Below are 26,379 nucleotides of genomic sequence, written 5' to 3' on the forward strand. Positions count from 1 at the left end.
TTTCGTTTCTCAAAATGTATCCATCTGATGTACATATTTCCCTTCCTCGTCGTACAGGTGGACTGCACAGGCCAGACATGGGTCGAATGAGTGTATTGTGCGCAAGATTTCGAGTGGCAGATTCGGGTCGTGAACAGGTGTTCCTATCAAAGAGGATTCATAAGCGGAAAGTACGCCTTTTTCATCCCGCGGCGAGGCATTCCATGTTGTGGGTACTACCAACTGGTAATTTTTTACCCTGTTGTTTTCTATAACAACAAAGTGAGCCAGTGCTCCGCGGGGAGCTTCCGTAAGGCCCACGCCTTTCGCTTCTTTCGGCCATGAATCTTCTTTCCACTTCTCCTGATTTGCCATGCGGCTATCCCCACCTTTAATATTGGCTATCAGCTTATCATAGCATTCCAGTGCCCAATCGGCATTCAGTTTCGATTCCAATGCGCGTGCAGCGGTTCGGCCAAGCGTAGAGAAAAGCGCTTCTGCCGGAAGGTCCAATGCTTTTAAAGTATCGTCAATCAGTGATTTCTGAGGTTCTTTACCGGAGGCATATGCGACCAGCATTCTGGCCAGAGGACCTACTTCCATCGGTTTCTCTTTCCATCGCGGTGTTTTTATCCAACTGTATTTATCGTTTATATCCAGATGCCTGTATGGTGGACGGGGACCGGTGTAATGCAGTTCTGTTTCTCCTTCGTAAGGATGCAGGCCTGTGTTGTCTCCTTTGCTGTATTTGTACCATGAATGGTAGATATATTCCTGTATTTCGTCGGGAGAATTGGCATCTACGGGGTGTACTTTCGATAAATCCCTGTCAAGGACAATACCACGGGGCATCTTATAACTGCCCGGGTCTGAGCCCTCCATCGGGAAATCGCCATATGCCAGATAGTTGTGTATTCCGCCGCCGATTTTACCCCAGTCGTCTTTATATACACTGCCTATCAAAAGAATGTCGGGGATATAAACCTGATTGATAAAGGTTTTGGCTTCTTCCAGCTTTTCCTTTACAAAGGCAAGCCTTTCGGCATTGATTGCATTGGCGTCGTTGATGTTGATACTTGCAGGCATACCGCCTACCAGATAGTTCGGATGAGGATTCTTACCTCCGAATACGGCATGTACTTTCACTATTTCTTTTTGCCATTCCAGTGCCTCCAGATAATGTGCTACGGCGATCAGGTTCTGTTCGGGCGTAAGCTTATAAGCGGGATGCCCCCAGTAACCATTGGCAAATATGCCCAACTGGCCGCTCTCCACGAATTTTTTTACTCTGTCCTGTATGCCTTTGAAATAGCCGGCAGAACTCTTCGCCCATGCCGATAATTGTTGTGCCGCGGCCGATGCAGCCACAGGATCGGCTTTCAGGGCGGAGACTACATCTACCCAGTCGAGGGCATGCAGATGATAGAAGTGTACAACATGGTCGTGCATATACAGCACATTAGCCATAATATTACGCACCATCTCAGCATTCGGGGGGATTACAATATTCAGGGCATCCTCCACGGCGCGTACCGAGCATAGCGAATGTGTAGATGTACATACACCGCAAACACGGCCTACAAATGCCCATACATCGCGAGGATCACGGTCTTTTACAATGGTTTCAATGCCACGCACCATTGTACCCGAGCTGTAAGCATCTTTGATAATTCCGTTCTCTATTTCGGCTTCTATTCTTAAGTGACCTTCGATACGGGTAATCGGGTCGACGACTATTCTTTCTGACATAGTTTTTTAAGTTTACAGGTTATTACTTTCTTCCTTTACTTCTTCCTCGTGAGGTACTTCGTTTTCAATCAATTTCTTTTTACGGATATTGGTTGCTACGGCGTGGGCGGCTATTCCCGCTACGGTAGCGGCACCCAGAGCAAGTCCTATGTCGTCGGCAGTGGCTTCTATACCGAAACCATGGGTTGTCGGATTGCGTTTGTAGAACGGGCTTTTATCCCAGAAACCTTCTTCGCTGCATCCTATACACGGATGCCCGCTCTGGATAGGATAGCTTACGCCTTCGTTCCACTTTATAATACCGCACGAATTATAGGTGCTTGGTCCCTTACAACCTACTTTGTATAAGCAATAACCACGTTTTGCATTTTCATCGTCGAAACTTTCCACGAACAGCCCCGCATCGAAATTAGCGCGGCGGTAACAGGTGTCGTGTACACGATGCGAATAAAATGCTTTAGGACGGCCCAGGCTATCCAGTTGAGGTATAGTCCCGAATGTAAGCAGATGAACCACTACCCCGGCCATTACTTCTGCGATAGGGGGGCAACCCTGTACATTGATAACGGTCTTTCCGCTTACTATCCGGTGGGCAGGCCGTGCTCCCGTCGGATTCGGATTTGCAGCCTGCACACAGCCTGCCGATGCGCAGTTGCCCCATGCTACTACGGCTTTGGCTCCAGCTGAGGCTTCTTCCACTATCTGTTTGGCACTGCGTCCGCCTATACAGCAATAGGCTTCGTCTTTAGTGGGGATAGAGCCTTCGATCATCAGGATATATTCACCTTTGAATTTTTCCATTGTATCGTGCATGCATTTCTCGGCCTGATCGCCCGATGCGGCCATCAGCGTTTCCGTATAGTCGAGTGAGATCTGGTTGAACAGCAGATCGGCAAGGATAGGGTGGGCAGTACGGATAAACGATTCGCTGCAACATGTACACTCCTGCAAATGCAGCCAGATTATCGGCAGGCGCGATTTTGTTTCCAGGGCCTTTACTACCTGGGCTACTCCCGTAGCTTCAAGTCCCATCAAAGCACCCATCATGGTACAGAATTTAAGGAAGTCGCGGCGTGTAACTCCTTTCTTACGGCTCTCTTCATAAACGGATGGTCTTTTCTTTTCCATATTTATAAAGTATTTAATTAGTTGATCTTATTGTTCTATTATTGTTGTTTCTTTACGGTTAAAAAGTAACAGGTATATCAGTAAACAGTTAGCAGTAAACAGTAAACCAACTTGTTACTCGTAACTGCCGGAAGGGCGAAGTAGCTCGTAACTGTTAAAAGGTAACACTTATTTCAGTTAACAGTAAACAGTAAACAGTCAGCAGTCAGCAGTTAACAACTCGTATCTCGTATCTTGTCTACTCGTAACTCGTAACTGCCCGTAGGGCGAAGTAGCTCGTAACTGTTAAAAGGTAACAAAGGTAACACTATTTACAGTAAACAGTTAGCAGTCATCAGTTAACAGTGCTGTACGTTGTCATGCTGAGCGGAGCGAAGCATCTTATCAGTTATCAGTTAACAACTCGTATCTCGTATCTCGTCTACTTGTAACTCGTAACTGCCCTAGGGCGAAGTAACTTGTAACTGTTAAAAGGTAACAAAAGTAACGCCTCTGCATACTTTTCATACTGTTACCCGTTGGCTTCTTTCTCCTCACTCTGTCATCTCCCTTTTGGGAGTTGGGAGCGGTACATTATAGATAAATCTATTCGTTTTTCTTCAACAAATCCGTGGCAACTGGTCGCTGTTCAACATACTGATAACCCGGTGTCCTCCATATGCTGTTTTCATCTTCACCAGACCATTACCCGTTGAGGATATGCGCCCTATAACTGCTGCATCCTTTCCTTCATCGAACCGGTGCATGATTTCCAGCGCTTTATCCGCATATTTTTCGGGCAGGATAACAATAACTACCCCTTCATTGGCAATATACAGCGGATCAAGACCTAATATTTCGGACGCGGCACGTACAGTATCGGGGATAAGGATAGAGGCTTCGTTAAGCTCAATATCCACTTTCGCAGCCTGTGCTATTTCGTTCAGGGCACTGCTTAGCCCTCCCCTTGTAGGGTCACGCAGGACATGTATTTCGTTCACGGTTGTGTATAGTTTAGTAATCATGCCGTTCAGGGCTGCGGTGTCACTTGTTAATGAGGTCTCGAAACCAAGGCTTTCACGGGTAGAAAGTACGGTTATACCATGTATCCCGATCGGGCCGCTACAAATAATTACGTCACCTTCCCTCGCGTTTTTGGGCGAAATATTTATATTTTCCGCAACGATGCCAATACCACTTGTATTTATAAATATTTTATCACATTTGCCTCGTTCCACCACCTTTGTATCTCCTGTTACAATATATACTCCGGCGTTGTCGGCAGCCTCTTTCATCGAGTTCACTATCTTTTGCAGGTCTGAAAGAGGTAAGCCTTCTTCTATAATAAATCCGGCAGTCAGATATAAGGGCCTTGCTCCGCAACAGGCCAGGTCATTTACAGTACCGTTTACTGCAAGGTCACCAATATTACCGCCGGGAAAGAAAACAGGATCGACGACGAACGAGTCGGTTGATATTGCCAGCAGGCCTTTTTCCACGGCGAATACACTGCCGTCATGGCCTTGTTCCAGCAACGGGTTGCGGAATGCAGGGTAGAATATATGCTCTATCAGGCGATGCGTAAGCCGTCCGCCACTGCCATGTCCCAGAAGGATACGGTCTGAATCGGTAAAAGGTACGGGGCAGTTCATTTCCATATTTACTTAGCTGTTAGCTGATAGCTTTCAGCTTCTTTTTAGTTTTCCTAAAGCCATTTGCTAATAACTAAAGGCTCATTTGTAATTATAATATGCCGCGCAGACACCTTCGGCAGATACCATAGGTGCGCCAAGAGGATGTTCAGGGCTGCAATCCGACCCGAAGTAAGGACAATCGGCAGCCTGCTTGTTTCCTTTCATAATATCTCCGGCAATGCATTCCATTCCGGGTTTATCTCCGGCTGCTCCGGTATTTCCTTTGTATGGGAATTTTTGTGCAGCATCATATAGTTCGTATTCTTTTCTCAGGCGTAATCCGCTCAATGGAATTAGCCCGATTCCACGCCATTGCAGGGTAAAAGGTTCCAGCACTTCGTTCATTAAGGTTTGTGCTTTCATGTTGCCATCTTCTGTTACCGCCCTTTTATATGCATTCTCTACATAGGCTTCACCTGTTTCCAATTGCAGGATACATTTGTAGACGCCATATAATATATCTATCGGCTCAAAACCTGTGACCACGATAGGTTTATTGTATCTTTCCGCCAGCGGATAATATTCCTTACATCCCATAATGGAGCAAACATGGCCTGCCGCGAGAAATCCGTCCGCCTTATTGTCTCTATCGGATAGGATGGCATCTATGGCAGGGGGGACGGTAAATAAGGAAGTGAGTAGGGAAAAGTTTTCCAGGCCTTTTCTTTGCGCTTCTTTCAATGCTGTCAGGTGAACAGGGATAGTCGTTTCAAATCCGACAGCAAAGAATACAATTTCCTTATCAGGATTTTTCAGAGCCAGTTCCAACGCATCCACAGGGGAATATAGCATACGTATATCAGCGCCTCTGGCTTTTACCCTTAGTAAATCCTCTTTTGTACCGGGAACCCGCATCATGTCGCCGAAAGAGGTGAATATAACATCCGGCCGGCCGGCTATTTCCAGGGCATGGTCGATTATATAGGCAGGAGTAACGCAGACAGGGCATCCGGGACCATGCAGAAGCCTTACGCTATCAGGCAACATTTCCTCTATACGGTAACGCGCGATCGAATGGGTTTGCCCGCCGCATATTTCCATGATATGCCACTGTCGCGTAACGGATCTCCGTATTGCGCTTGCAAGCATCTGCACTTGCTTATTGTCCCTGTATTCATCGAGGTATTTCATATCGCGGGGTTTTCGAGGGAGCGTGCTATGGTTTTGAAGTCGGCAAGCGTTTTTTCAGCTTCTCCGGCGTCTATCAGTGATATTGCCATTCCGGCGTGAGCCAGGATATAATCCCCTTCATTGGCTTCTACCCATTGGATGCAGACATTTTTCATCATACCGCCAAAATCGACTTTTGCCATTCTTAATTCAGGAATGCTATCGTCTATGCTGATTATTTTTCCCGGTACTGCCAGACACATAGGGTTAAGGGTTTTAGATTACGGTTACTATCTTCAAATATAAAGATTATTTTTTAACTAAACAGTCTCATTTATTACAATATAGAATATTTTTTTACCTTTGTTATTTCCTGATCTTATTTTTATAAGATGCTGTTTTCTAGTATTTTGATAATATATATCAGTGAATCGGCTAGTTAACCTGAATTATAAATGGCTTGCAGGCATAATCCAAGCCGTCATTACTTATAACTAATAACTATAACTGATAAACAAAATTTATACATATGGTGTTCAACGAATTTCCTCAGAATCCTGAGTTTTATTCTCCCGATATGCGTCCAATGGTAACCGCAACTATCCGGAAATACGGATTGAGCGAGTGGCGGGCTGCTGTATTAACAAATGAATTGCACGGACATTTGGGCATATATGCCGTGATAGGGGTTAAGATGGGGCTTTTCGCGCTCGAACAGTTAGGTGTAGCGGCCGGAGATCTATGTATAACATCCTTTGCGGGGCTTAATCCTCCGCTAAGCTGTATGAATGACGGATTGCAGGTGAGTACGGGCGCTACATTGGGGCATGGTCTTATATACTCTCCTCCGGCTGAGTACCCACTGGCGGCAGCTGTATTCTCAACGCATGACAATGCTATAAGGATAAAGGTCAAAGACAGGATATCGAATAGGATAGGGAACGAAATAGAAAGCGCCGCTGAACGCTGGGGGCATGCTCCCGGTTATTGGGGACACGTGCGGAAACTGGCTGTCCGGTATTGGTCCGATTTGGACAGGAAAGAGATTTTCGAGGTTGAACCTGTAAAAATATAAGTGATTTTGATAACCCGGTTAACGATATACGGTCTTGTGCAAGGCGTTGGTTTCCGCCCTTTTATCTATCTGCTGGCAAAGAAGATGGGAATAAAAGGTACGGTCGCAAATCATACGAACGGGGTGGTTGTCGAGGCTGAGCTGTCGCAATCTCAGCGGGATTTATTTATACGCAGAATACAGGATGAATGTCCCGGAGCAGCTGGCATACATAAGATTGAAGTCCATGAGACAGAATCGGAAAAAAACTATACTGACTTTGCAATTATCTCCGGCCGGTCTTCATCAGATGTGGTAACACAGGTCGCTCCTGATATAGCGGTCTGTGATGAATGTCTCCGCGACAGGCAAGCGCAGGCGCATCGTACCGGCTATCCGTTTATTAATTGTACTCACTGCGGCCCACGTTTTTCTATTATCAGAGATTTGCCGTACGACAGGATAAATACAACAATGACGGGATTTATAATGTGTACCGATTGTGAGAAAGAATATTCGGATATACACGACCGCCGTTTCCATGCCCAACCCATCGCGTGTAATCATTGCGGGCCGGTATATTATACGGAATATCTGGGGGTGAAACAGACAGATTATAGTGTTTTACTGGTCTTGACATCGAAACTGCTCAATGACGGTAAAGTAATAGCCGTAAAAGGCACCGGTGGTTATCATTTGGTTTGCGATGCCACGAATGAAGACGCCGTGAAGCATTTACGTGAAATAAAACACAGGGATACCAAGCCTTTCGCTGTCATGTTCCGTGATGAGGAAAGTATCCGGGAATACGCTAACCTGAATGATGCAGAGAGAGATAGCCTTACATCGTGGCGCAGGCCGGTTGTTTTATTGAAACAGTACAGAGGTTTGGCATCCGGAGTGAATCCCGGAATGAAAACATTAGGCTGTATGCTGCCATACATGCCGGTACATTACGACTGGTTCCAGCATATAGATACGCCCGTTTTAGTGATGACCAGCGGGAATCTGAGCGATTTACCTATAACTATCTCACAGGAAGAGGTTACCGGACAGTTCGGGGATAAAGTAGAATTGATTCTGCACCATAACCGTCCGATACACAATCGTGTCGATGATTCAGTGATGCATATTTTTGATAATCAGCCCTGTATGATACGCCGTTCACGCGGGTACGTTCCCGAGCCTTTGTTTGCTGATGTGGATGTGGAAGGGATACTTGCTTTCGGTGCAGAAAAGGTAAATACATTCGCTTTAGGAAAAGCTGATACAGTTATACAAAGCCAGTATATCGGTGATTTGAAGAATTGGGAGACTTTTAGCTTTTATAAAGAATCACTGGATCGTTTTCAACATCTTTTCCGCTTTACTCCCAAACAATTGGTATGTGACCTGCATCCCGACTATATGTCGACCCGTGAAGCGGAGGAGACTGCGGCTAAAAATAGTTTACCTTTGTTCAAAGTACAACATCATCATGCGCATGCCGCCGCCTGTATGCTCGAATACGGGATACACGAAGAGGTTATCGCCGCAGTGTGGGATGGTACGGGGTTGGGTGATGATGGGAATATCTGGGGTGGGGAGTTTTTTCTTTGCGACAGGAAGGGTTATATCCGCCTTTCGCATCTCGATTATATACCGATGCCGGGCGGCGATAAGGTATCTGATGAGCCGTGGCGTATGGCTGTCGCTTATCTGAACCATTATGGTTTACCTTTTCCCCGCTCTTTTGCCGATAGGGTAGGGATGGATAGGATTGAAGCATTAAAACAGCTAATTGATAAGGGGATCAACTCACCTTTATCATCAGGCGCGGGGCGTTTATTCGATGCTTTTGCTTCCTTATTGGGGCTTTGTGATGTGGCGACAAGACAGGCAGAAGCACCTGTGTTACTGGAACAGGCGGCATCGGATGATAATACGGCCTGTTATGATATCCATACCGGTTCTGACGTGATTTCTACCCAAACGATATTCGAAGGTGTATTGAGGGATATGGATAATAGAATGGATATTACTCTTATTTCAGCAAAAATTCATAACTCGCTGGCATTTATTATATTGGAGGAGTCGAAGCGGTTGCTCGAACAAACCGGTGTGAAAAAGATTGTCGTTTCAGGTGGATGTTTTCAGAATAAACGTTTGACAGAACATTTGCAATCGTTATTTTCGCAGGAAGGAATACCATTGTACATTCCTTCAAGAATTCCATGTAATGACGGAGGTATAGCAGTAGGGCAAATGGCAATAGCTGCAACTAATAAATTAATAAAGTAATATGCCAATGTTTTATTGTTGGCATACCGGCACATCAAATAACTGGCACATTAATACCATGCACGAATTATCCATTGCACAAAGTATAGTACAACTTGCCGAGCAACAAGCCCGCAAGCATCAGGCGAGCGAAATAGAAGAGCTGGAACTCGAAATTGGAAGCCTTGCCGGAGTAGAATTACAGACTCTCATGTTTGCTCTCGAAAGTTCCGTAAAGGGTACTATGCTGGAAAGAGCGCGTATAGTACGTCACGATATAGCCGGAGAGGCGAGGTGCGGTGATTGTGAAGCGGTATTCCCGGTAGAAACATTATTTTCACCTTGTCCGCAATGTGGCTCATACTATGTAAAGATTGTGAGGGGAAAGGAACTGAAAGTGAAGTCAATAGTCGTTAAATCGAAAAATAAAGAATAGGATGGACGGAAAGGATAAATACATTGTGGACGAAAAGATGATTATAGCTGTGGAGGAAGATATTTTTTCACGGAATAATGCGATTGCCGACCAGAACAAGACATATTTTGAATCGAAGAATATACTCTGTCTCAATCTGATGAGTTCCCCCGGTTCGGGTAAAACCACCCTGCTGGAAGAAACCATTCGCAGGATAAAGGGACAAATTCCCGTTTATGTAATAGAAGGTGACCAGCAAACTTCGAATGACGCCGACCGTATTGCGGCGTTAGAAGTGGGAGCCTATCAGGTGAATACCGGTATGGGATGCCATCTCGAAGCTGATATGATAAGCAAAGCCCTGCTTCAACTGGATCCTGAAAACGGAGCCATTGTTTTTATTGAGAATGTAGGGAATCTGGTCTGTCCGGCTATGTATGACCTCGGTGAAGCTAAGAAAGTGGTTATTGTGAGTACTACCGAGGGAGATGATAAACCCTTGAAGTATCCTTATATGTTCCAGGAGGCGGATGTCTGTATCATCAATAAAGTGGATCTGGCTCCTTACCTGAATACAGATATAGCCATATTACGGGACAATGCTCTGAAAGTGAACCATAACCTCCAGTTCTTCGAATTGTCGGCATTACGCGGACAAGGCATGGACAAATGGTGCCGCTGGCTGTTAAGTCGCAATGATTAGTCGTTTTGCAATATTATCTTTTTCCGTTGCGCAAAAGTGCTTACATTAGGCGGGATCTTATATGCAGTAAGATCGATGGATAATGAATCCGTGCCATTTACAGGGATATCGCAATTGTCGATGGTAGCATACTCTTTTCTTATCACGTCCATATCTCTGTTGTAGAATGCTGTTACCGAATTGAAAATACTGTCATTGTTTGCGGCTATTTTTACCTGGAAAGCGATGGTGTTTTCATGCTCGTCGAAGTAATAAACGAAGGTGGTGTCGCTCGTCTTATTATTCCGTGTGTATGTTTCCGAAGCTCTGGCCAAACCATTAGAATCATCGTGGAATAATTGATAGTAGCAGTTAATTTCTTGGCTTTCAGTTAGTACTGCGACAAAATGGGATGGGCATTCACCTTTGGCTATAATGCTGTCAATAGCCTGCTTCCGGTTTTTTAAGCGAAGCGCGATATCTGGTTCGGGTAATGAACAAGAAGAAAAAATGCTTATTATGAAGATCGCACAGAAGAAAAGGCAAAAGTTCCGTCTCATTTATGTCAGTTTTACAGGTGTGTGTTTATAAAGCAAAGGTATAATTCTTTTTACAAATAAAGAAGTAATTCTCCATCTCAATAAGCTATATTTGCATTTTCCTTATTACCGGTATAAATTATATAACAATATGTATTTCAGTAAGACAAAAGAAATTGTTGCCATACACGACCTTTCGGGTATAGGAAGGGTATCGCTCACAGTTGTAATTCCCATACTTACATCTATGGGATTTCATGTAAGTCCTTTACCAACGGCCATCTTGTCGAGCCATACACAATATCCGCATTTTTCGTTCCTCGATCTGACAGATGAGATGCGGAAAATCATAACCGAATGGAAAAAACTGAATCTGGGATTCGATACATTTTATTCCGGTTACCTGGGTTCTCCCGAACAGGTACAGATCGTGAAGGACTTCATACAAGAATTTCGCAAAGAGAATAACCTTGTTGTTGTAGATCCTGTACTGGGGGATAATGGTAAGCTATATACAGGCTTCGATCTCACTATCGTAGAGGAGATGAGGCGGTTGGTAACCGTGGCTGATATAGTGACTCCTAATCTGACCGAACTCTTTTATTTGCTGGATATACCTTACGAAAAAGAATATACGGACGAAAGGCTCAAGGAATACTTATTAGCCCTTTCCGGTAAAGGGCCTTCCATAGTCATTATTACCAGTGTGCCTGTGGCTGATGATCCGCATCAGACATCCGTATATGCTTATAACCGCAATGGCGGCCGTTTCTGGAAAGTGACCTGTCCTTATCTGCCTGCCCATTATCCCGGTGTGGGTGATACATTTACCAGCGTTATCACCGGAGCTATGATGCAGGGCGACAGCCTACCCATGGCTTTGGACCGTGCCACCCAGTTTTGTTATCAGGGTATAAGGGCTACATTCGGTTATGAATACGATTCGCGCGAAGGTATCCTGCTCGAAAAGGTTTTGCATAATCTGCATATTCCGATTCAGGTAAGCACATATGAGTTGATATAATTAAGATTTCAACATGATGTCACTCGTTATAGCTTACTGTTTACTAGTCCTGCATATACAGCCGGTCAAGTGGTCGTTGACATAGCCTACGGCTTGCAGGTGCGCGTAACAGATCGTTGTGCCGAAAAACTTAAATCCCCGTTTCTTCATATCCTTACTGATGGCATCCGAGAGTGGCGTTGATGCAGGTACTTCGGCCAATGTTTTCCAATGGTTGATGATTGGTTTTCCGTCAGGCAGGAACGATTTCATATAGTTGCAGAAACTACCGAATTCTTTTTGTACATCAAGGAAAAGTCGGGCATTGGATATTGTCGCTTTTACTTTCAGTCTGTTCCGGATAATACCTTCATCCTTTATGAGCCGTTCCACATCTTCGTCTGTGAATTTTGCCACTTTTCCGGCATCGAATCCGGCAAAGGCCTTTTTATAACCCTCCCGTTTCCGGAGGATCGTTATCCAGCTCAGTCCGGCCTGAGCACTTTCGAGGACAAGGAATTCGAACATAGTTTTGTCATCTGTCACTTCCGTACCCCATTCGTCGTCATGATACTTTATGTATAAAGGATCATTTCCTACCCATCCGCAGCGGGTTATCTCTGTATTGTTGTCCATAAGATTCATTGTTTATTATTTATCTTTTAATTCCAGTTTCATCATGATATCTGTCTGTTCGTCATCGCCTAGTGTGAAAATGTGTTTATCAAACCTGACAAAGCCATTCTTCTTATAAAAACTTATTGCTCTCGGATTCTCTTCCCAAACAGCTAGCCATACTGAGTCGACATCTGTTTCCTGCGCTCTTTGTATAGCTTTCTGATAGAGTAATTGTCCCACACCTTTTCCGTGGAATTCTTTCAATACATAAATTCGCTCTATTTCAAGTGATTTAATATCATGGAGTTCTGTTTGCGATTGCCCTGAATTTAGCTTCAGGTAGCCGATTATCTCTCCTCCGGATATGGCAAAATAAAACTCTGAGTTTTTGTTGTTAAGCTCAATGGACAGTGTTTCTGATGAGAGTTTCTCAGTTAGATATTTGGCCATATTTTCTTCAGTATTTACTTCCGAAAATGTTTCATAAAAAGTTTGTCTGCTGATTTTTTGTAATTGATCAATTTCATCGAATGTCACTCTTCTTGTCTCTATTTCTTTCATACTATACTGAATACGCTATTATAGTTTAAAAATACAATATTAATTATGATTCCAGACTAATTTGAAAATTAAAATCTTTACTTTTATAGTGAAATAGTAAAGAAGAGAATGATCGTAACACAAAAAAAGAATATTCCGCGAAAGGCATTAGTAAACAAATATCTTCCGGTCGACTATAAAGACATCTTCGAATGTATCATAGAGAATACACCGATGATTACGGCTGATGATATTCAGGTTGCCTTCTGGACTGTGAAACCTAAATGGCTCAAAAATCTTTACCGTATCCGGAATACTTTGGTTAAGCCATTCGGGCTCAAAGGAGATGAAAATAAGAATGCAGAAGAAATTGAGCGATGTATCCGTGAAGGTACTAGCTCTGGTCTTATGTCAGTTTCAGACAAATCAGAAAATGAAACGGTGCTCTATCTCAGCGACAAACATTTATCAGCACATTTGTCAGTTTATATAGAGAATGAAGGAAATGAGCAGATTGTCAATGCTATTACATTGGTTCAGTTTCATAACTGGCTCGGATATACCTATTTCTATGTTATTTGCCCTTTCCATCATATTGTGGTGAGGAAAATGTTGAAACACGCCATCAAAAGCCATACCGGAGGTATATAAAATAAAACAGGCCGCAATACTCTTATATACCGCAACCTGTCTATGAAAAATTTACCGTTTTGTTATCAGAAAAAATCTACCTGCCCTGTTTCCATATGATATGTACCTCCTACAATTTTTATTTCTCCCTTTTCTTCCATTTCTTTCAGTATAGGACTTTTAGCCCGAATTTCTTCTATTGTTAATTTTACATTGTCGTCGCAAACCTTTTGTACGAATTCAGGGTTTTTGGAAGTTTTATCTCCCTCAAAATCTTTGGAAGCCAAAGCTACAGCCGGGCGGATTTTAGAGAGTAATGTTGTGATGTTCCCCAATTTTACATCATCGATAGCCGATTTTACAGCTCCGCAATGTTCATGTCCCAGTACGACTACCAGTTTAGACCCTGAGACTTTGCATGCAAATTCGAGGCTTCCCAGTATATCGGAATTTACTATATTGCCTGCCACGCGCGCTACGAATATATCTCCTATTCCCCTATGAAATACATCTTCTACAGGGACACGCGAGTCGAGACAAGATACTATGACTGCCTTGGGATATTGCCCCAGTGCGGCCTCTCTTATACGCCGCGAATTGTTGCGCACTGTAAGATTATCTTCTGTATATTCTTTGTTCCCTTGTTTAAGAATCTCCAATACAGAGTCCGGAGTCAGTTGTGCCTGCTCTTCAGCTGTAAGGATTGTATTACTTAATATTTCCTTCTCAGGAAGGCTTATCTCTGTAGACTGAGTTGCCGAATCGCTATTTACTTTACCCTGTTTATTACATGATGTAAAGATACCAGATGCACTAGCTAGTAAAATGAATAGTATACTATTCAATACAATTTTTTTCATGATGTGTTTAATGTTTAATGAATGTGTTATATGTTATTAAATTCTCGGATTTGTAATATTATATAATTGTGTTATTAATGTGTTTGTTGTTAAAAAAATTAATTTAGTTTTGTATAGATCGTATAGCAATTCAATACAAAGATAATAAAAATTGTTTATAATATTAACTATACTATTTAGAAAATGTATAAAATAAACCCGTGTCATTTCAGGCTATTCTTTTCTATTAATCATGATAACTAAAATAATTATATTTTTGTAGCCGGATCAATATCGTCAGAAAAATGTCGGCTACCTACTACGTTTCTACTTTTTCTAGACCGTTGTATGTCATGTTGAAGCCGGTCGGGGACGCTGTAATCTGCGGATTGTAATGGTGAATGCCCTAAAAACAGGATAATCAGAACAGATTCCGGAGAGGAAAGACTAAATTATTTATGCAAAGGATATTATAAGTTTTTCGATCACGTAGCGCCTTATATGGATTTTATGAAAAATGAATTGGATAATCAACGTTCGCCGATGGATGTTATGGACACTGTAAAAAACGGATATCTCATATAAACAGAAACGGGACCATCCAAATGAAAGATCCCGTTCTTATACATCTGCCGGTAAATCAATCAAATTCCTTCTTTAATTGCTCCACCCATTCTTTTACTCTTTTGTCTGTCTTGCTGTGCTGGTTTTCGAAATCGATCGCCAGCCCCACAAATTTACCCTCGCGCACGGCACGTGAATGTTCGAATGTATAGCCTTCTGTTGAAGTAAATCCTACAAGAGTAGCTCCGATAGCTTCGAATGTTTCGGCTAGTATACCTATACCGTCTACAAAGTTTTCAGGGTATTTTACCTGATCGCCCAAACCAAAGATAGCAATCTTTTTCCCGTTCATCTTCAATGTTTCCAGCTCTGGCTTCACTTCGTCCCAATAAGTAGGTAGTTCACCATCGAACCATGTGGAAACACCTATGATAATATTGTTATAGCCTTCAAAATCCTTTGTCCATGCATCTTCTATGGGAATAATATCGATCTTGTCCTCTCCGAATGCAGCTTTAACTTTTTTTGCTACTGCCGCGGTTTTGGTTGTGCTTGTTCCGTAAAACAATCCTATTTTTTTCATATGTCTTTATTTGTTACAAGTTACGAGTTACAAGTTACGGGTATGAAGATCGCTTTTCTTGTAACTCGTAACCTGTAACCTGTAACTACTTTAATATTCTAATAATTTCTTAGCTGCTTCATATATCCGGTCTTCTCCCGGTAGTACGGCTTTCTCGAGTATAGGGTTGAAGCCTACCGGAGTAAATGTGGAACCTACCCGCTGCACAGGGGCATCCAGGTAGCGGAACATTTCAGTTCCTATCATAGCAGCTATTTCCGCCCCAAAGCCGGAGAAAACTTTATCTTCATGTACAACAAGTACCTTGCTGGTCTTCTTCACCGATTCGAAAATGGCATCTTTGTCGAGAGGTATAAGCGAACGGATATCGATTACTTCCACATCCCAGCTGTCTTCTTTGGCAAGGCGTTCGGCAACATTTAGGCAGAAGAGGGTCGTATTTCCGTAAGTAATGATACTAAGATCCTTCCCCGGACGGCGGATACGGGCCTTTCCGAAGGGAACCTCGAAATCGTCGGGGATGACAGTTGAGGCTTCTACTGAATTGTATAATGCTTTCGGTTCAAGGAATACTGTAAATCCTTCGGAGCGCATACTTGTGCGCAGCAGTCCTGCCGCGTCGTCGGCAAATGACGGATATACGATACGCGCACCGGGGAGTGTTGTTAATGTTCCTTCCAGATTCTGTGAGTGGTACATACCTCCACCGATAAACCCGCCTGAAGCCAGCCTCAGAATGATATTCGGCGCAAACTTACCATTGCTTCGCCAGTAGTCGTGCGTACATTCCACATACTGCTCCATCGCCGGCCAGAAGTAGTCGGCAAACTCGGCACCTTCTATTACTACTCTTATCTTTTTGTCGAAACGGCTCATGCCGTTCGCTGTGGCTACAATATAGTCCTCGGCAATCGGAGCATTAAATACACGTGCTTCGCCAAATTCCTGCTGCATACCTTTCGATACATTAAACACACCTCCTTTATCCTTATTGGCCACATCCTGTCCCCATAGGAAAGTATCCGGATTATGGCGGAATTCGGCTTTTAATGTTTCATTTAATGCGGTAACGAGATTTTTCTTTTCTCCTTCTTCATTATGTGTGCCGTCGACATATTTTTGTGGCTGATATGGTTCGGGTGTTACAAAATCGAATATAGATGCCGGATCAGGGTCCGGTGCTGCCAGAGCCTTTTTGTTAGCGGCGCTCAATTCTTTCTTCGCGTTTGCTTCTATCTCTTTCAGTTCCTCTTCTGTAAAGCGTTTGTAGCGCAACAGCATACGGCGGAACTTCATCAGGGGGTCAGCTTCCTTTACATATTTCAACTCGTTTTCGTCACGGTAAAGTGTATGTTTATCCGAGTTGGAGTGTGAACCGATACGTACGCAATTGGCGTGTACTATTACCGGAGTGCGGTTTGCAATAGCATATTCACGGGCTTCGGTCATGGCGTTCATCGAATCGAAAACATCCTTACCGTTACAATATATGATTCGCAGGTTTTTTATTCCCCTGAAGTTTTCAGACGCTTTGCGGTTGGCTGTCTGGTCTTTTTTAGGAACAGATATACCATAACCGTTGTCCTGTACGACAAGGATAAAAGGCAGTCGCTCTTTTGATGCCCCGTTGATCGCTTCGTATACATAACCTTCGGATGTGGATGAATCTCCATGCGAGGCTATTGCTACACCCTTATGGTTATAGTAGACCATCGCGCGGGCAGTGCCGACAGCCTGAGAGTCGTGGTTGGCGGTTGCAGATGATACATTCTGTATTCCCCATTCGGGTTTGGCGAAGTGGTTCGACATATGACGCCCGCCACTGGCAGGGTCGGTAGCTTTTGATATACCGTTCAGTATCAGTTCTTCGGCGGTCAGGCCTGCTGACAGAACAGTGAGCATATCCCTGTAATAAGGAAACATAAAATCTTCGCCCCTCTTGAAAACTTGTCCCATTGCCAGCTGGATACCGTCATGTCCTGCATAAGGCGCATGATACGACCATCCCAGCGATTGCAGGAGATAAGCCGGAGCTTTCTCATCGATAGCACGCCCCAATGTCATCAGGTGATACCATTTTTTGAGCGTTTCTTTGTCTGTGGTTTTTATATCGTATTTTTTCATTCTTATTTTTTGTTAGTTGACAAGTAGACGAGATACGAGATACAAGTTAGAAACTCGTTTACTTGTACCTTGTCTACTTGTATCTGAGTTTATTCATTCCAGTTTTCCAGATACTCTGCTATACGGTACAGGAAGTTCCCTCCCAGCATGCCGTCTATCACCCGGTGATCGTACGACAATGACAGATACATCTTGTGACGGATAGCTATTACATCTCCCTCAGGAGTTTCTACTATAGAAGGTTTCTTTTCGATAATACCTACCCCCAGAATCGCAACTTCCGGTTGATTGATGATCGGAGTACCGAACAAGCTCTTGAATGAACCGAAATTGGTTATTGTAAATGTACCGCCTTGTATTTCGTCCGGCATCAGTTTGTTAGCACGGGCCTTGTTTGCCAGAGAACTTACCGATGCTGCTATTCCGCTGATGCTTAGTTTATCTGCATCTTTTACGACAGGCACAATCAGATTACCATCGTTCAGCGATACGGCAACACCCACATTGATACGTTTCTTCTCGATAATATTGTATCCGTCTACCGATGAGTTTACACGGGGGAAGTCTTTCAGAGCCTTAGCTGTCGCCTCTACGATTGCAGGCATATAAGTAAGGCTGATGCCTTCGCGTTTTTTGAATGCGTCTTTGTTTTCTTCGCGCCATTTCACCAGTTTGGTTACATCTACTTCGATTACGTTGGTTACGTGCGGAGAAATCTTTTTGGATGAAGTCATGCGGTCGGCAATGATCTTGCGTATAGGGTCCATTGCAATTACAGTATCGCCATCGGCTACAGCCACAGGAACAGCAGGCTTCGGCGCATCATTGGTTTGTGAATGTGAAGCCGTTGCAGCCGCCGGTTTTTCTGCTGCTGCGGATTTTGGTTTTGCTTCTGTAGCTGAGATTCCTTTTTTCTTGTTGTCTATATATTTTTCTATATCGCGTTTGCTCAGACGACCCTCGTATCCGGAGCCCGGAATAGCGTCGAGTTCATCTTTGTCAATCTTGGCGTCGCGGGCTTTTCCGAGAACAACAGGCGAATACCATCTGTCACCACTGTTTTTTGTAGCGGGTGCACTTACTGCCGGTTCGGCGGATGCAGCAGCCGGAGCGGCTTTTTCTTCTGCTTTCGCCGGAGTCGAAGGTTCTGCTTTCTTTTCAGCAGCCGGAGCCGGAGCAGCATCTTCACTCTCGCCTTCTTCATCTTCGAGTTGTACGACCGCAACCACTGTGCCTACGGCAACAGTATCTCCTTCCTTAAATAATATTTCAAGTATCTTACCTGCGACAGGCGACGGGATTTCCGCACTTACCTTTGCTGTATTCACTTCGAACAATACATCATCTTCGTTGATAGTGTCGCCTACTTTAACTGACCACGAAATGATTGTCCCTTCTGTAATACTTTCGCCCAGTTTGGGCATTTTTATTTCAAATTTTGACATGGTTATTTATATATTTTGGTTTATTCTTATACGTGCAAATAATTATTGTTTACAGTCCTGTTGCCATGAAAGTTCCATTCTTCGGTAGTATATTTCATTGCAGACAATGCTTTGACTGCCGAAATATCTTCTTCCGAAAATTTATACATCTTGTTATCCTTGTCCTTATTGAGAAAATAATCGAGTATGTATTTTTTGAAAAACTTTATATCCAAAGGCTTATCCAGGTGTTGCAGAATATTGGTAACAGGGCTTTTTACCGATTTTACATAAATACGGTTGTCTGTCTTGTTTTCCAGTTGCTTGGGGTCGCTCTCCAATGTGGAGACGAGGCTGCTTAGGTCAGACGAAAAAAGCAGGGTAGCATGATACATTACCCTGTCTTTGTGTACACATTGCGCACTTCCCGATATCTTCAGCCCGTCAATATTTATCGCCCTGCGTTCGTCCGATTGGGCATGTATCCCGATTTCGGAGAGTAGGGCGATAATCTGTTTTGTGAACTTGTCGAAGTTTACATTATTATTTTTCTCAATGAATGTGAGGTTGAGGTTGCCGAGGTCATGAAACACTGTACCCCCGCCCGAAAAGCGTCTGACGACTTTTATCCGATTACGTTTGACAAAGTCGAGATTTATCTCGGCCAGCACATTCTGATATTTGCCAACAATGACCGACGGTTCGTTCTGCCACAGCATGAAAATATCATCTCTGAAATTTTTCAGAAGATATTCTTCGCTTGCCAGGTTGAAATAAGCGTCGGTATGTGTATTGTTGATACAAAGCATAATTATTCGTTTTATTTCAAGATTCGGAATCTATTTTTCTTTTTAATCTTGAAATCTGAGATTTTGAAATCTTGAAATTATAATTCATGAGAATAACGTTTCGTGTATAATTTCGCTCACGGTAGGGTGAGGATATACATGTTTGCGGAATTCTTCCACTGTGTCGCCGTTTTCAATTGCTATTCCTGCAATAACAATGAGTTCCGATGCCGGATTACCGAGCATATGACAACCGATAATGCGGTCGTCGTCATCCACAATTATCTTACATAGCCCGTTGCCCACCTCATTTTCGGCTACGAAACGGCCCGAGTAAGCCATTGGCAGTTTCAGTACACGGAATGATTCGCCGTTTGCATTCAGTTCTTCTTCAGTTTTACCTACACCTGCCAGTTCGGGGTTGGTATAAACCACTCCGGGGATGGCTTTGTAGCTCATCTTATCATCTTCGCCTACAATATGGCTTATAGCAACCTCGCCTTCACGGATCGCTGTGTGAGCCAGTAATGAGAATCCGGTAACATCACCTGCGGCATATACACGAGGATTGCTGGTCTGCATGTATTCATTCACTTTAATACCGTTTCTCAGCATTTCAATGTTCAGATTTTCGAGTCCGAAGCCTTTTACTATCGGCCTGCGGCCTACGCTTACGAGTATGCGGTCGGCTTCGATGGTTTCTGATTTGCCGTCTTTTTCTACTACAACACCTTTTTTCGTTACTTCCACTACTTTTGTGTTCAGACGGAAAGTAACCCCTTTCTTTGTGTAATCGGTGCGCAGCATGGCTGAGGTTTCTTTATCCATTGCACCGAGTATTTCGGGCATCATCTCTATTACATTTACTTTTACTCCCATACTGTTAAAGAATGAAGCAAATTCGATGCCGATAACACCGCCGCCGATAATGGCCAGAGATTTGGGCAATTCTTTCGATTCCAAAGCCTCTTTCGAAGTCCAGTAGTCTACTTCCGACAATCCTTTTATAGGCGGGATAATCGTTTCGGAGCCGGTACACAATAATATATATTTTACGGAGTATGTATTCTCACCGCTTTTAATTTGGAACAGACCGTTATCTTCATTCACAATGTCGGCTGCACCTTGTACAACTGTAACCCCGTTGAAACTCAGTTTGGCACTTACGCCGGCAGTCAGTTTTTTTACAACCTTATCTTTCCGGGAGATAATTTTAGGCAGGTCGAAGGTCGGTTCGCCTTCTACAGAGATACCATATTTTGACGCACTTTTTATATTATCCAGTGTTTTAGCTGAATAGAGTAATGTCTTGGTTGGGATACACCCTTCGTTCAGACAAACACCACCGATTGCGTTTTTCTCGAAGAGTATTGTCCTCAAACCGTTCAGGGCAGCCTTTTCTGCAGCATTGTATCCTGCCGGGCCACCTCCGATAATTGCTATATCATGTTCCATAGTTGTTATTATTTAATATCTTATTTAGTGCTTGATTAACAATGCTGTTTAACATTTTGTTTTATAGAAATTGATTATATCTATTAGATAGATTCTATCTATAATGCAAACTCAATGTTACAAATTCATGCATGTGAAACGTTTGTAGCTCTGCTTGAAAAAATATACAGGTTTATAAATATGTTGTACAACATATTTTGGGCTAAAAAAGTCAACTGAATATAGCTGTATGATGCCCTATTTAGTGTACTTTTGTAAATTAGATTTTAATCAACGTTATGTTTTAAATGGAATTTAATCAAGATTTCGATTATAGTATTTTTGATTCCCTGATTGAAAAAAATGTATCCTTTGCCGTATACAGGCAGGCAAGGCAACAAGATATACATCTGGTATTACAAACATCGCAGGCTGCTCTATGTTTAGATTCTTTGTCCGATCTGAATGGAAAGACAGGTTTTGTTATTGCTCCTTTTCGTATCTCGGAAGATACTCCTCTTATTGTTATTCATCCTGATATCTGTCTGAAAGGAGAAGCGGTAGTATTCAGCTATTTATCAGATTATCATTCTGAAGGGATTTCATCGGCGATTAATATTCATAATCAGACCTCTGTTAATTCGTTCACCCAATATAGCTCTGACTATACTACCTTTTATTCAGCGTTGTCTGAAAATAAATTACAAAAACTGGTGCTTTCCCGTACATTCGATGTGGAAAGGAAGCGTAGTTTTTCGGCAGGTACGTCTTTCCGTGAGGCATGTGGGAAATATCATTCCAACTTTGTATTTCTATGCAATACTCCCCAAACCGGGGCTTGGATGGGTATTTCTCCCGAATTGCTTGTTTCGGAGCAGGATGGAATCTATAAAACTGTAGCGCTGGCAGGCACTAAAAAAGTATCGCCCGAAGATTGGGATGATAAGAACCGGAAAGAGCAGCAGATTGTTGTTGATTATATGCAGCAGCAGCTTAATCAACTGTGTGGAGATGTAATACAGAGTGGGCCATTTACTGCGCAGGCAGGAAATATAGAGCATTTGAAAACCAAATTCTCGTTTAAGCTGAAAGATGGATACAAGATAGGGGATTTGCTCGCCTTGTTGCATCCCAGCCCCGCGGTATCCGGGTTCCCGAAAGAAGCGGCTTTCGATTTTATCTTTAGGAATGAATCGTATGACCGTCGTTATTATTCGGGGTTTGCAGGTCCGCTGGATATTGAGGAAAGCAGCCGCCTGTATGTAAATCTGAGGTGTATGCAGATGGGGGAGGATCTGCTTCGGCTTTATGCGGGAGGAGGTATGCTTCTTTCTTCCGAACTGAAACCGGAATGGGAAGAAACAGAAAATAAATTGCAAACGATATTGTCGGTAATTTAAAAGTGAAAAATGAAGAACGAAGAATTAAAAGTATTTTTCACTTTTCACTTTTCGTTTTTCACTTACAAATTGTAACTAAAATGTTCTCAGTAAAGAAAAATGTATTACAAACGGTAGCGATACTCAAAGCGTACGGGATACGGCATGTGGTAATGTCTCCCGGTTCACGCAATGCACCATTGATGCAGACATTTTCGCAGGATTCGTCTTTCGATTGTCATGTAATCGTGGACGAGCGCAATGCGGCATTCTATGCACTGGGTATTATCCAGTGTACCCGTAAGCCTGTCGTAATCTGTTGTACATCGGGTACCGCCTTGCTCAATTATGCCCCGGCTGTAGCGGAGGCATATTATCAGCAATTACCTCTGATAGTGGTTTCGGCGGACCGTTCGCAGGAGTGGATAGGACAAATGGACGGGCAGACATTGCCGCAGGCAGGAGTTTTCGGTTCGTTGGTAAAGAAATCTGTGAATCTGCCGGAAATAGAAACAGAACGGGATACATGGTTTTGCAACCGTCTTATAAATGAGGCCTTGATTGATTGTATGACTGATGCTCAGGGGCCTGTACATATCAATGTACCTATATCGGAACCCTTATTCGATTATTCGGTGGAGAAACTTCCCGAGGTAAGAAAAATAAATCTTGCCTCTATTGAAAAATCGGTTGATACAACACCTTTTTCGGATAAGTGGAAACATCTGCCCAAACGTATGATTATAGTAGGGCAGTTACCAAAATCGCCCGGGTTAGTAAAGGTTTTGGAGGAATTAGTGAAACGGAATGACTGCGTCGTTTTGGTAGAGCATCCGTCCAATTGTGTTTCACCTTTGTTCATATCCAATTTTGATGCTTTGTTATATGCTATCCCCGACGAAAAGAAGACTGATTTTGTACCCGATTTGGTTATTACCGTCGGTGGGCATATCGTTTCAAAGCGATTGAAGCAATTTCTAAGAGGGAATAAGCCTGTAAGTCACTGGCATATTACACCGTCGGGCGAAGTGGTAGACCTTTTCCAATCGCTTACAGATTTGATTGAGACTGATAACGAGAAATTCCTCAAAGCTTTGTATAATGCCATTTCGGCAGATGAACAAAGGCCATATTCCGGCTTATGGAAAGAGGCTTCGGAGAAGATAACGGAACCGTCTTCTGAGACACTGTTTTCCGATATCCGGGCTATGGGTGATTTCCTGAAATGCTTACCAGACAATTCTGTTTTGCATTTGGCTAACAGTTCTACCGTGCGTAACGCACAGCTTTATACATTGGATAAATCAGTAGACGTATTTTGTAATCGCGGGACGAACGGGATAGAAAGTTCATTGCCTTCGGCTATTGGTTTTGCATCCGTTTACGAGGGCATAACCTATTTGGTTATAGGCGATCTGAGTTTCTTTTACGGACTGAATTCATTGTGGAATATTTCACATATAAAGAATCTGCGGGTACTGCTCGTCAATAATGGCGGCGGCGGTATTTTCCACCTGCTACCGGGATTGAATAAGGCTCCATCGCTGAAGCAATATGTTGCTGCAACGCATAATACCGGAGCTGGAGAATGGGTGCGGGCTTCGGGCATGCAATATCTTTCGGCTACCAGCGGGGAAGAACTTGGTAAGGCTTTTGAGACATTTATGAATGAGACGATCCAGGAATCTATGGTGCTTGAAGTAATTACTGATATGGAAGTGAGCAAAGCAGTTTTTAAGGACTATTATCATAAACTAAAATAATGAGCTGAAATGCCAATATGAAAATGTGCCGATGATTAGTTTGGTAATATTGGCAAATTGGCATATTAATTAATTGGCAAATTAATAAACTAAAATATTATGGCAACAAGAGAATGGCAAACCATTAAAGAATATGAAGAAATCCTGTTCGATTATTTCGAAGGGATAGGTCGTATAACAATCAACCGTCCGCGTTATCGCAACGCATTTACTCCTACCACGACTATGGAGATCAGTGATGCGCTTCGTATATGTCACGAAAATCAGGATATCTATGTCGTAGTGCTTACAGGCGCGGGAGATAAAGCTTTCTGTGCTGGAGGAGACCAGAATGTAAAAGGTAAAGGCGGATATATAGGTAAAGATGGTGTCCCACGCTTGCAGGTGCTTGAAGTGCAGAAACAAATACGCTCAATGCCTAAGCCTGTTATTGCTATGGTAAACGGTTATGCTATTGGTGGGGGACATGTATTGCACGTTGTTTGTGACCTGTCTATTGCGTCGGAAAATGCGATCTTCGGACAGACCGGCCCTCGTGTAGGCAGCTTCGATGCCGGATTCGGGTCATCATATCTGGCGCGTATAGTGGGACAAAAAAAGGCTCGTGAAATATGGTTCCTTTGTCGTCAGTATTCAGCGCAGGAAGCTCTGGATATGGGACTGGTAAACACTGTTGTGCCTTTCGATCAGTTGGAAGACGAAACTGTGAAATGGGCGCACGAAATGATGCAGCACAGCCCTATGGCGCTGCGTATGATAAAAATGGGACTCAATGCCGAACTTGACGGGCAATCTGGTATTCAGGAACTGGCCGGAAATGCGACTTTACTTTATTACCTGACAGATGAGGCGCAGGAAGGAAAGCATGCATTCCTCGAAAAGCGTAAGCCGGACTTCAAGAAATTTCCTAAGTTTCCGTAAGGCCCCCTAAATCCCCCGAAGGGGACTTTAGGCAAAGCCACGAAAAGATAAAAGATGATTACTAATATATACTTTCTTTGAGTTCCTCCCCTTTGGGGAGGCTAGGAGGGGCCGATATGCTTAAAACCCGGATCATACCCTATACTCTCCATTTTAAGCGTCCCGCAGGGACATCGCGCGGAGTTTATCACGACCATAAAATATGGTATGTGGTGGCGGCTGATACATCCCGGCCCGAAGGATGGGGCATCGGGGAGTGTGCCCCGCTTTTTGATCTTAGCTGCGACTATGACGAAAATTATGAGGATAGGCTATCTTACTTTTGCCAAAAACTGGAGCAGGACGGAAAACTGGATATAGAAGCATTGCGTCCGTATCCATCCATTCTCTTCGGTCTGGAGACGGCGATGAGGCAGTTGGAACAAGGCAGTTTCCGTTTATGGGATACTCCGTTTGCCCGGGGAGAGAAAGGGATTCCTATCAACGGGCTTATCTGGATGGGCGATTATGAGTACATGCTCGAACAGATAGAATCTAAGTTGCAACAGGGTTTTCGCTGTGTGAAACTCAAGATAGGAGCCATTAATTTTGAGCAGGAACTAGACCTGCTTCGTTATATCCGTAAGCATTACGGTGCTGATAGAATAACCTTGCGTGTGGATGCAAACGGGGCATTTTCGCCGGGTGATGCACCGGATAAATTGAAACGCTTGGCCGAACTGGATTTGCATTCTATAGAACAACCTATTCGTGCCGGACAATGGAACGATATGTCCGGACTGGTGAAAGTAACACCTTTGCCGATAGCGCTCGATGAGGAACTGATCGGAGTTAACCAGCCTGAAGAAAAGAAACGCTTGCTGGAAACTATAAAACCGCAATATATTATTCTGAAACCTACCTTACATGGAGGAATCATCGGTGCAACCGAATGGATAGAATTGGCCCGGTCAATGGATATCGGCTGGTGGATAACTTCGGCTTTGGAATCGAATATCGGGTTGAACGCGATAGCCCAATGGTGTTCTACTTACAATAATCCGCTTCCTCAAGGGCTTGGTACGGGAGCATTATATACGAACAATATAGAGATGCCATTGTTTATACAGGGAGACTGTCTGTGGTACGAAATAAAAACGAAAAATGAAAAACGAAAAGTGAAAAATATTCTACATTTTTAG

Annotated in this window: 24 protein-coding genes and 1 pseudogene; 11 read left to right on the top strand and 14 right to left on the bottom strand. The window is 43.4% G+C overall.

Going from position 1 to position 26,379, the window contains the following annotated elements; translation table 11 throughout:
- Window positions 1-9 precede the first annotated feature (9 nt).
- The 5 genes from ACFO6W_RS20580 to ACFO6W_RS20600 form a co-directional block, all read right to left on the bottom strand.
- A complete protein-coding gene (locus ACFO6W_RS20580; protein WP_379999954.1) occupies window positions 10-1,728 on the bottom strand; it encodes a nickel-dependent hydrogenase large subunit in 1,719 nt (572 codons plus the stop codon).
- A gap of 12 nt (window positions 1,729-1,740) precedes the next feature.
- Window positions 1,741-2,856 (bottom strand): hydrogenase small subunit, encoded by a 1,116-nt coding sequence (locus tag ACFO6W_RS20585; protein WP_379999956.1) that lies wholly within the window; start codon window positions 2,854-2,856, stop codon window positions 1,741-1,743.
- A 599-nt stretch (window positions 2,857-3,455) separates the two neighbouring features.
- Entirely contained in the window at window positions 3,456-4,493 is a 1,038-nt protein-coding gene (hypE, locus tag ACFO6W_RS20590; protein ID WP_379999958.1) for a hydrogenase expression/formation protein HypE, read from the bottom strand.
- Between the two features lie 75 nt (window positions 4,494-4,568).
- Window positions 4,569-5,660: a hydrogenase formation protein HypD gene (hypD, locus tag ACFO6W_RS20595; protein WP_379999960.1), complete on the bottom strand. Its 1,092-nt coding sequence runs from the start codon at window positions 5,658-5,660 to the stop codon at window positions 4,569-4,571.
- Window positions 5,657-5,902, bottom strand: coding sequence for a HypC/HybG/HupF family hydrogenase formation chaperone (locus ACFO6W_RS20600; protein ID WP_379999962.1), 246 nt, complete (start codon window positions 5,900-5,902; stop codon window positions 5,657-5,659). The genes hypD and ACFO6W_RS20600 overlap by 4 nt, the downstream gene beginning before the upstream one ends.
- 266 nt (window positions 5,903-6,168) lie before the next feature.
- Here ACFO6W_RS20600 and ACFO6W_RS20605 point away from each other — a divergent pair, with 266 nt between their 5' ends.
- From ACFO6W_RS20605 to hypB, 4 genes are read left to right on the top strand one after another with little or no spacing between them, the layout of a single operon-like run.
- The gene (locus ACFO6W_RS20605) at window positions 6,169-6,714 is read left to right on the top strand and encodes an FmdE family protein (RefSeq protein ID WP_379999964.1); all 546 of its coding nucleotides are present in this window, start codon (window positions 6,169-6,171) and stop codon (window positions 6,712-6,714) included.
- A gap of 3 nt (window positions 6,715-6,717) precedes the next feature.
- Complete coding sequence (gene hypF / locus ACFO6W_RS20610) at window positions 6,718-8,973, top strand: carbamoyltransferase HypF (protein WP_380000105.1); 2,256 nt, start codon at window positions 6,718-6,720, stop codon at window positions 8,971-8,973.
- 58 nt (window positions 8,974-9,031) lie between these two features.
- Window positions 9,032-9,388, top strand: coding sequence for a hydrogenase maturation nickel metallochaperone HypA (gene hypA, locus ACFO6W_RS20615; RefSeq protein WP_380000107.1), 357 nt, complete (start codon window positions 9,032-9,034; stop codon window positions 9,386-9,388).
- Window position 9,389: 1 nt separating this feature from the next.
- Entirely contained in the window at window positions 9,390-10,070 is a 681-nt protein-coding gene (hypB, locus tag ACFO6W_RS20620; RefSeq protein WP_379999966.1) for a hydrogenase nickel incorporation protein HypB, read from the top strand.
- On the opposite strand, the gene ACFO6W_RS20625 is transcribed toward hypB, so the two are convergent.
- Complete coding sequence (locus ACFO6W_RS20625) at window positions 10,067-10,609, bottom strand: hypothetical protein (RefSeq protein ID WP_379999968.1); 543 nt, start codon at window positions 10,607-10,609, stop codon at window positions 10,067-10,069. The genes hypB and ACFO6W_RS20625 overlap by 4 nt on opposite strands.
- 130 nt (window positions 10,610-10,739) lie before the next feature.
- Between ACFO6W_RS20625 and ACFO6W_RS20630 the strand changes: the two genes are divergently transcribed.
- A complete protein-coding gene (locus tag ACFO6W_RS20630) occupies window positions 10,740-11,612 on the top strand; it encodes a pyridoxamine kinase (protein ID WP_379999970.1) in 873 nt (290 codons plus the stop codon).
- 33 nt (window positions 11,613-11,645) lie between these two features.
- On the opposite strand, the gene ACFO6W_RS20635 is transcribed toward ACFO6W_RS20630, so the two are convergent.
- Both ACFO6W_RS20635 and ACFO6W_RS20640 read right to left on the bottom strand, forming a co-directional pair.
- Complete coding sequence (locus tag ACFO6W_RS20635) at window positions 11,646-12,227, bottom strand: DNA-3-methyladenine glycosylase I (RefSeq protein ID WP_379999972.1); 582 nt, start codon at window positions 12,225-12,227, stop codon at window positions 11,646-11,648.
- 15 nt (window positions 12,228-12,242) lie between these two features.
- Complete coding sequence (locus tag ACFO6W_RS20640) at window positions 12,243-12,770, bottom strand: GNAT family N-acetyltransferase (protein ID WP_379999974.1); 528 nt, start codon at window positions 12,768-12,770, stop codon at window positions 12,243-12,245.
- Between the two features lie 108 nt (window positions 12,771-12,878).
- On the opposite strand from ACFO6W_RS20640, the gene ACFO6W_RS20645 reads away from it, so the two are divergent.
- The gene (locus ACFO6W_RS20645) at window positions 12,879-13,400 is read left to right on the top strand and encodes a DUF2867 domain-containing protein (RefSeq protein WP_379999976.1); all 522 of its coding nucleotides are present in this window, start codon (window positions 12,879-12,881) and stop codon (window positions 13,398-13,400) included.
- Between the two features lie 65 nt (window positions 13,401-13,465).
- On the opposite strand, the gene ACFO6W_RS20650 is transcribed toward ACFO6W_RS20645, so the two are convergent.
- Entirely contained in the window at window positions 13,466-14,239 is a 774-nt protein-coding gene (locus tag ACFO6W_RS20650; RefSeq protein ID WP_379999978.1) for a carbonic anhydrase family protein, read from the bottom strand.
- A 369-nt stretch (window positions 14,240-14,608) separates the two neighbouring features.
- Between ACFO6W_RS20650 and ACFO6W_RS20655 the strand changes: the two are divergent.
- Window positions 14,609-14,803, top strand: a pseudogene (locus tag ACFO6W_RS20655) (anaerobic sulfatase maturase); the annotation flags it as partial.
- Window positions 14,804-14,858: 55 nt separating this feature from the next.
- Here ACFO6W_RS20655 and ACFO6W_RS20660 read toward each other — a convergent pair.
- The 5 genes from ACFO6W_RS20660 to lpdA form a co-directional block, all read right to left on the bottom strand.
- A complete protein-coding gene (locus ACFO6W_RS20660) occupies window positions 14,859-15,365 on the bottom strand; it encodes a flavodoxin (RefSeq protein ID WP_379999980.1) in 507 nt (168 codons plus the stop codon).
- 90 nt (window positions 15,366-15,455) lie between these two features.
- Window positions 15,456-17,489, bottom strand: coding sequence for an alpha-ketoacid dehydrogenase subunit alpha/beta (locus ACFO6W_RS20665; protein WP_379999982.1), 2,034 nt, complete (start codon window positions 17,487-17,489; stop codon window positions 15,456-15,458).
- Window positions 17,490-17,578: 89 nt separating this feature from the next.
- Window positions 17,579-18,934, bottom strand: a complete 1,356-nt coding sequence (locus ACFO6W_RS20670; RefSeq protein ID WP_379999984.1) for a dihydrolipoamide acetyltransferase family protein — start codon at window positions 18,932-18,934, stop codon at window positions 17,579-17,581.
- A gap of 26 nt (window positions 18,935-18,960) precedes the next feature.
- Window positions 18,961-19,722 (bottom strand): lipoate--protein ligase family protein, encoded by a 762-nt coding sequence (locus ACFO6W_RS20675; protein WP_379999986.1) that lies wholly within the window; start codon window positions 19,720-19,722, stop codon window positions 18,961-18,963.
- A gap of 84 nt (window positions 19,723-19,806) precedes the next feature.
- Complete coding sequence (gene lpdA / locus ACFO6W_RS20680; RefSeq protein WP_379999988.1) at window positions 19,807-21,156, bottom strand: dihydrolipoyl dehydrogenase; 1,350 nt, start codon at window positions 21,154-21,156, stop codon at window positions 19,807-19,809.
- Window positions 21,157-21,443: 287 nt separating this feature from the next.
- On the opposite strand from lpdA, the gene ACFO6W_RS20685 reads away from it, so the two are divergent.
- From ACFO6W_RS20685 to ACFO6W_RS20700, 4 genes are all read left to right on the top strand, one after another.
- Entirely contained in the window at window positions 21,444-22,535 is a 1,092-nt protein-coding gene (locus tag ACFO6W_RS20685) for an isochorismate synthase (RefSeq protein WP_379999990.1), read from the top strand.
- A gap of 80 nt (window positions 22,536-22,615) precedes the next feature.
- Complete coding sequence (menD, locus tag ACFO6W_RS20690; protein WP_379999992.1) at window positions 22,616-24,277, top strand: 2-succinyl-5-enolpyruvyl-6-hydroxy-3-cyclohexene-1-carboxylic-acid synthase; 1,662 nt, start codon at window positions 22,616-22,618, stop codon at window positions 24,275-24,277.
- A 99-nt stretch (window positions 24,278-24,376) separates the two neighbouring features.
- Window positions 24,377-25,198 (top strand): 1,4-dihydroxy-2-naphthoyl-CoA synthase, encoded by an 822-nt coding sequence (gene menB, locus ACFO6W_RS20695; RefSeq protein ID WP_006797756.1) that lies wholly within the window; start codon window positions 24,377-24,379, stop codon window positions 25,196-25,198.
- 116 nt (window positions 25,199-25,314) lie between these two features.
- Window positions 25,315-26,379 (top strand): o-succinylbenzoate synthase, encoded by a 1,065-nt coding sequence (locus ACFO6W_RS20700; protein ID WP_379999995.1) that lies wholly within the window; start codon window positions 25,315-25,317, stop codon window positions 26,377-26,379.

It is taken from the genome of Dysgonomonas termitidis (assembly GCF_042654545.1).
Lineage (GTDB): Bacteria > Bacteroidota > Bacteroidia > Bacteroidales > Dysgonomonadaceae > Dysgonomonas > Dysgonomonas termitidis.

Bases quoted from the DNA above. Each gene is read 5' to 3' on its own strand.
- ACFO6W_RS20585 (WP_379999956.1), bottom strand. From the start codon at position 2,856: ATGGAAAAGAAAAGACCATCCGTTTATGAAGAGAGCCGTAAGAAAGGA.
- ACFO6W_RS20675 (WP_379999986.1), bottom strand. From the start codon at position 19,722: ATGCTTTGTATCAACAATACACATACCGACGCTTATTTCAACCTGGCA.
- ACFO6W_RS20630 (WP_379999970.1), top strand. From the start codon at position 10,740: ATGTATTTCAGTAAGACAAAAGAAATTGTTGCCATACACGACCTTTCG.
- ACFO6W_RS20685 (WP_379999990.1), top strand. From the start codon at position 21,444: ATGGAATTTAATCAAGATTTCGATTATAGTATTTTTGATTCCCTGATT.
- ACFO6W_RS20600 (WP_379999962.1), bottom strand. From the start codon at position 5,902: ATGTGTCTGGCAGTACCGGGAAAAATAATCAGCATAGACGATAGCATT.
- ACFO6W_RS20660 (WP_379999980.1), bottom strand. From the start codon at position 15,365: ATGAAAAAAATAGGATTGTTTTACGGAACAAGCACAACCAAAACCGCG.
- menB (WP_006797756.1), top strand. From the start codon at position 24,377: ATGGCAACAAGAGAATGGCAAACCATTAAAGAATATGAAGAAATCCTG.
- menD (WP_379999992.1), top strand. From the start codon at position 22,616: ATGTTCTCAGTAAAGAAAAATGTATTACAAACGGTAGCGATACTCAAA.
- ACFO6W_RS20650 (WP_379999978.1), bottom strand. From the start codon at position 14,239: ATGAAAAAAATTGTATTGAATAGTATACTATTCATTTTACTAGCTAGT.
- ACFO6W_RS20605 (WP_379999964.1), top strand. From the start codon at position 6,169: ATGGTGTTCAACGAATTTCCTCAGAATCCTGAGTTTTATTCTCCCGAT.
- hypB (WP_379999966.1), top strand. From the start codon at position 9,390: ATGGACGGAAAGGATAAATACATTGTGGACGAAAAGATGATTATAGCT.
- ACFO6W_RS20700 (WP_379999995.1), top strand. From the start codon at position 25,315: ATGCTTAAAACCCGGATCATACCCTATACTCTCCATTTTAAGCGTCCC.
- ACFO6W_RS20665 (WP_379999982.1), bottom strand. From the start codon at position 17,489: ATGAAAAAATACGATATAAAAACCACAGACAAAGAAACGCTCAAAAAA.
- hypD (WP_379999960.1), bottom strand. From the start codon at position 5,660: ATGAAATACCTCGATGAATACAGGGACAATAAGCAAGTGCAGATGCTT.
- hypE (WP_379999958.1), bottom strand. From the start codon at position 4,493: ATGGAAATGAACTGCCCCGTACCTTTTACCGATTCAGACCGTATCCTT.
- hypA (WP_380000107.1), top strand. From the start codon at position 9,032: ATGCACGAATTATCCATTGCACAAAGTATAGTACAACTTGCCGAGCAA.
- ACFO6W_RS20640 (WP_379999974.1), bottom strand. From the start codon at position 12,770: ATGAAAGAAATAGAGACAAGAAGAGTGACATTCGATGAAATTGATCAA.
- ACFO6W_RS20625 (WP_379999968.1), bottom strand. From the start codon at position 10,609: ATGAGACGGAACTTTTGCCTTTTCTTCTGTGCGATCTTCATAATAAGC.
- ACFO6W_RS20635 (WP_379999972.1), bottom strand. From the start codon at position 12,227: ATGGACAACAATACAGAGATAACCCGCTGCGGATGGGTAGGAAATGAT.
- ACFO6W_RS20670 (WP_379999984.1), bottom strand. From the start codon at position 18,934: ATGTCAAAATTTGAAATAAAAATGCCCAAACTGGGCGAAAGTATTACA.
- ACFO6W_RS20645 (WP_379999976.1), top strand. From the start codon at position 12,879: ATGATCGTAACACAAAAAAAGAATATTCCGCGAAAGGCATTAGTAAAC.
- lpdA (WP_379999988.1), bottom strand. From the start codon at position 21,156: ATGGAACATGATATAGCAATTATCGGAGGTGGCCCGGCAGGATACAAT.
- ACFO6W_RS20580 (WP_379999954.1), bottom strand. From the start codon at position 1,728: ATGTCAGAAAGAATAGTCGTCGACCCGATTACCCGTATCGAAGGTCAC.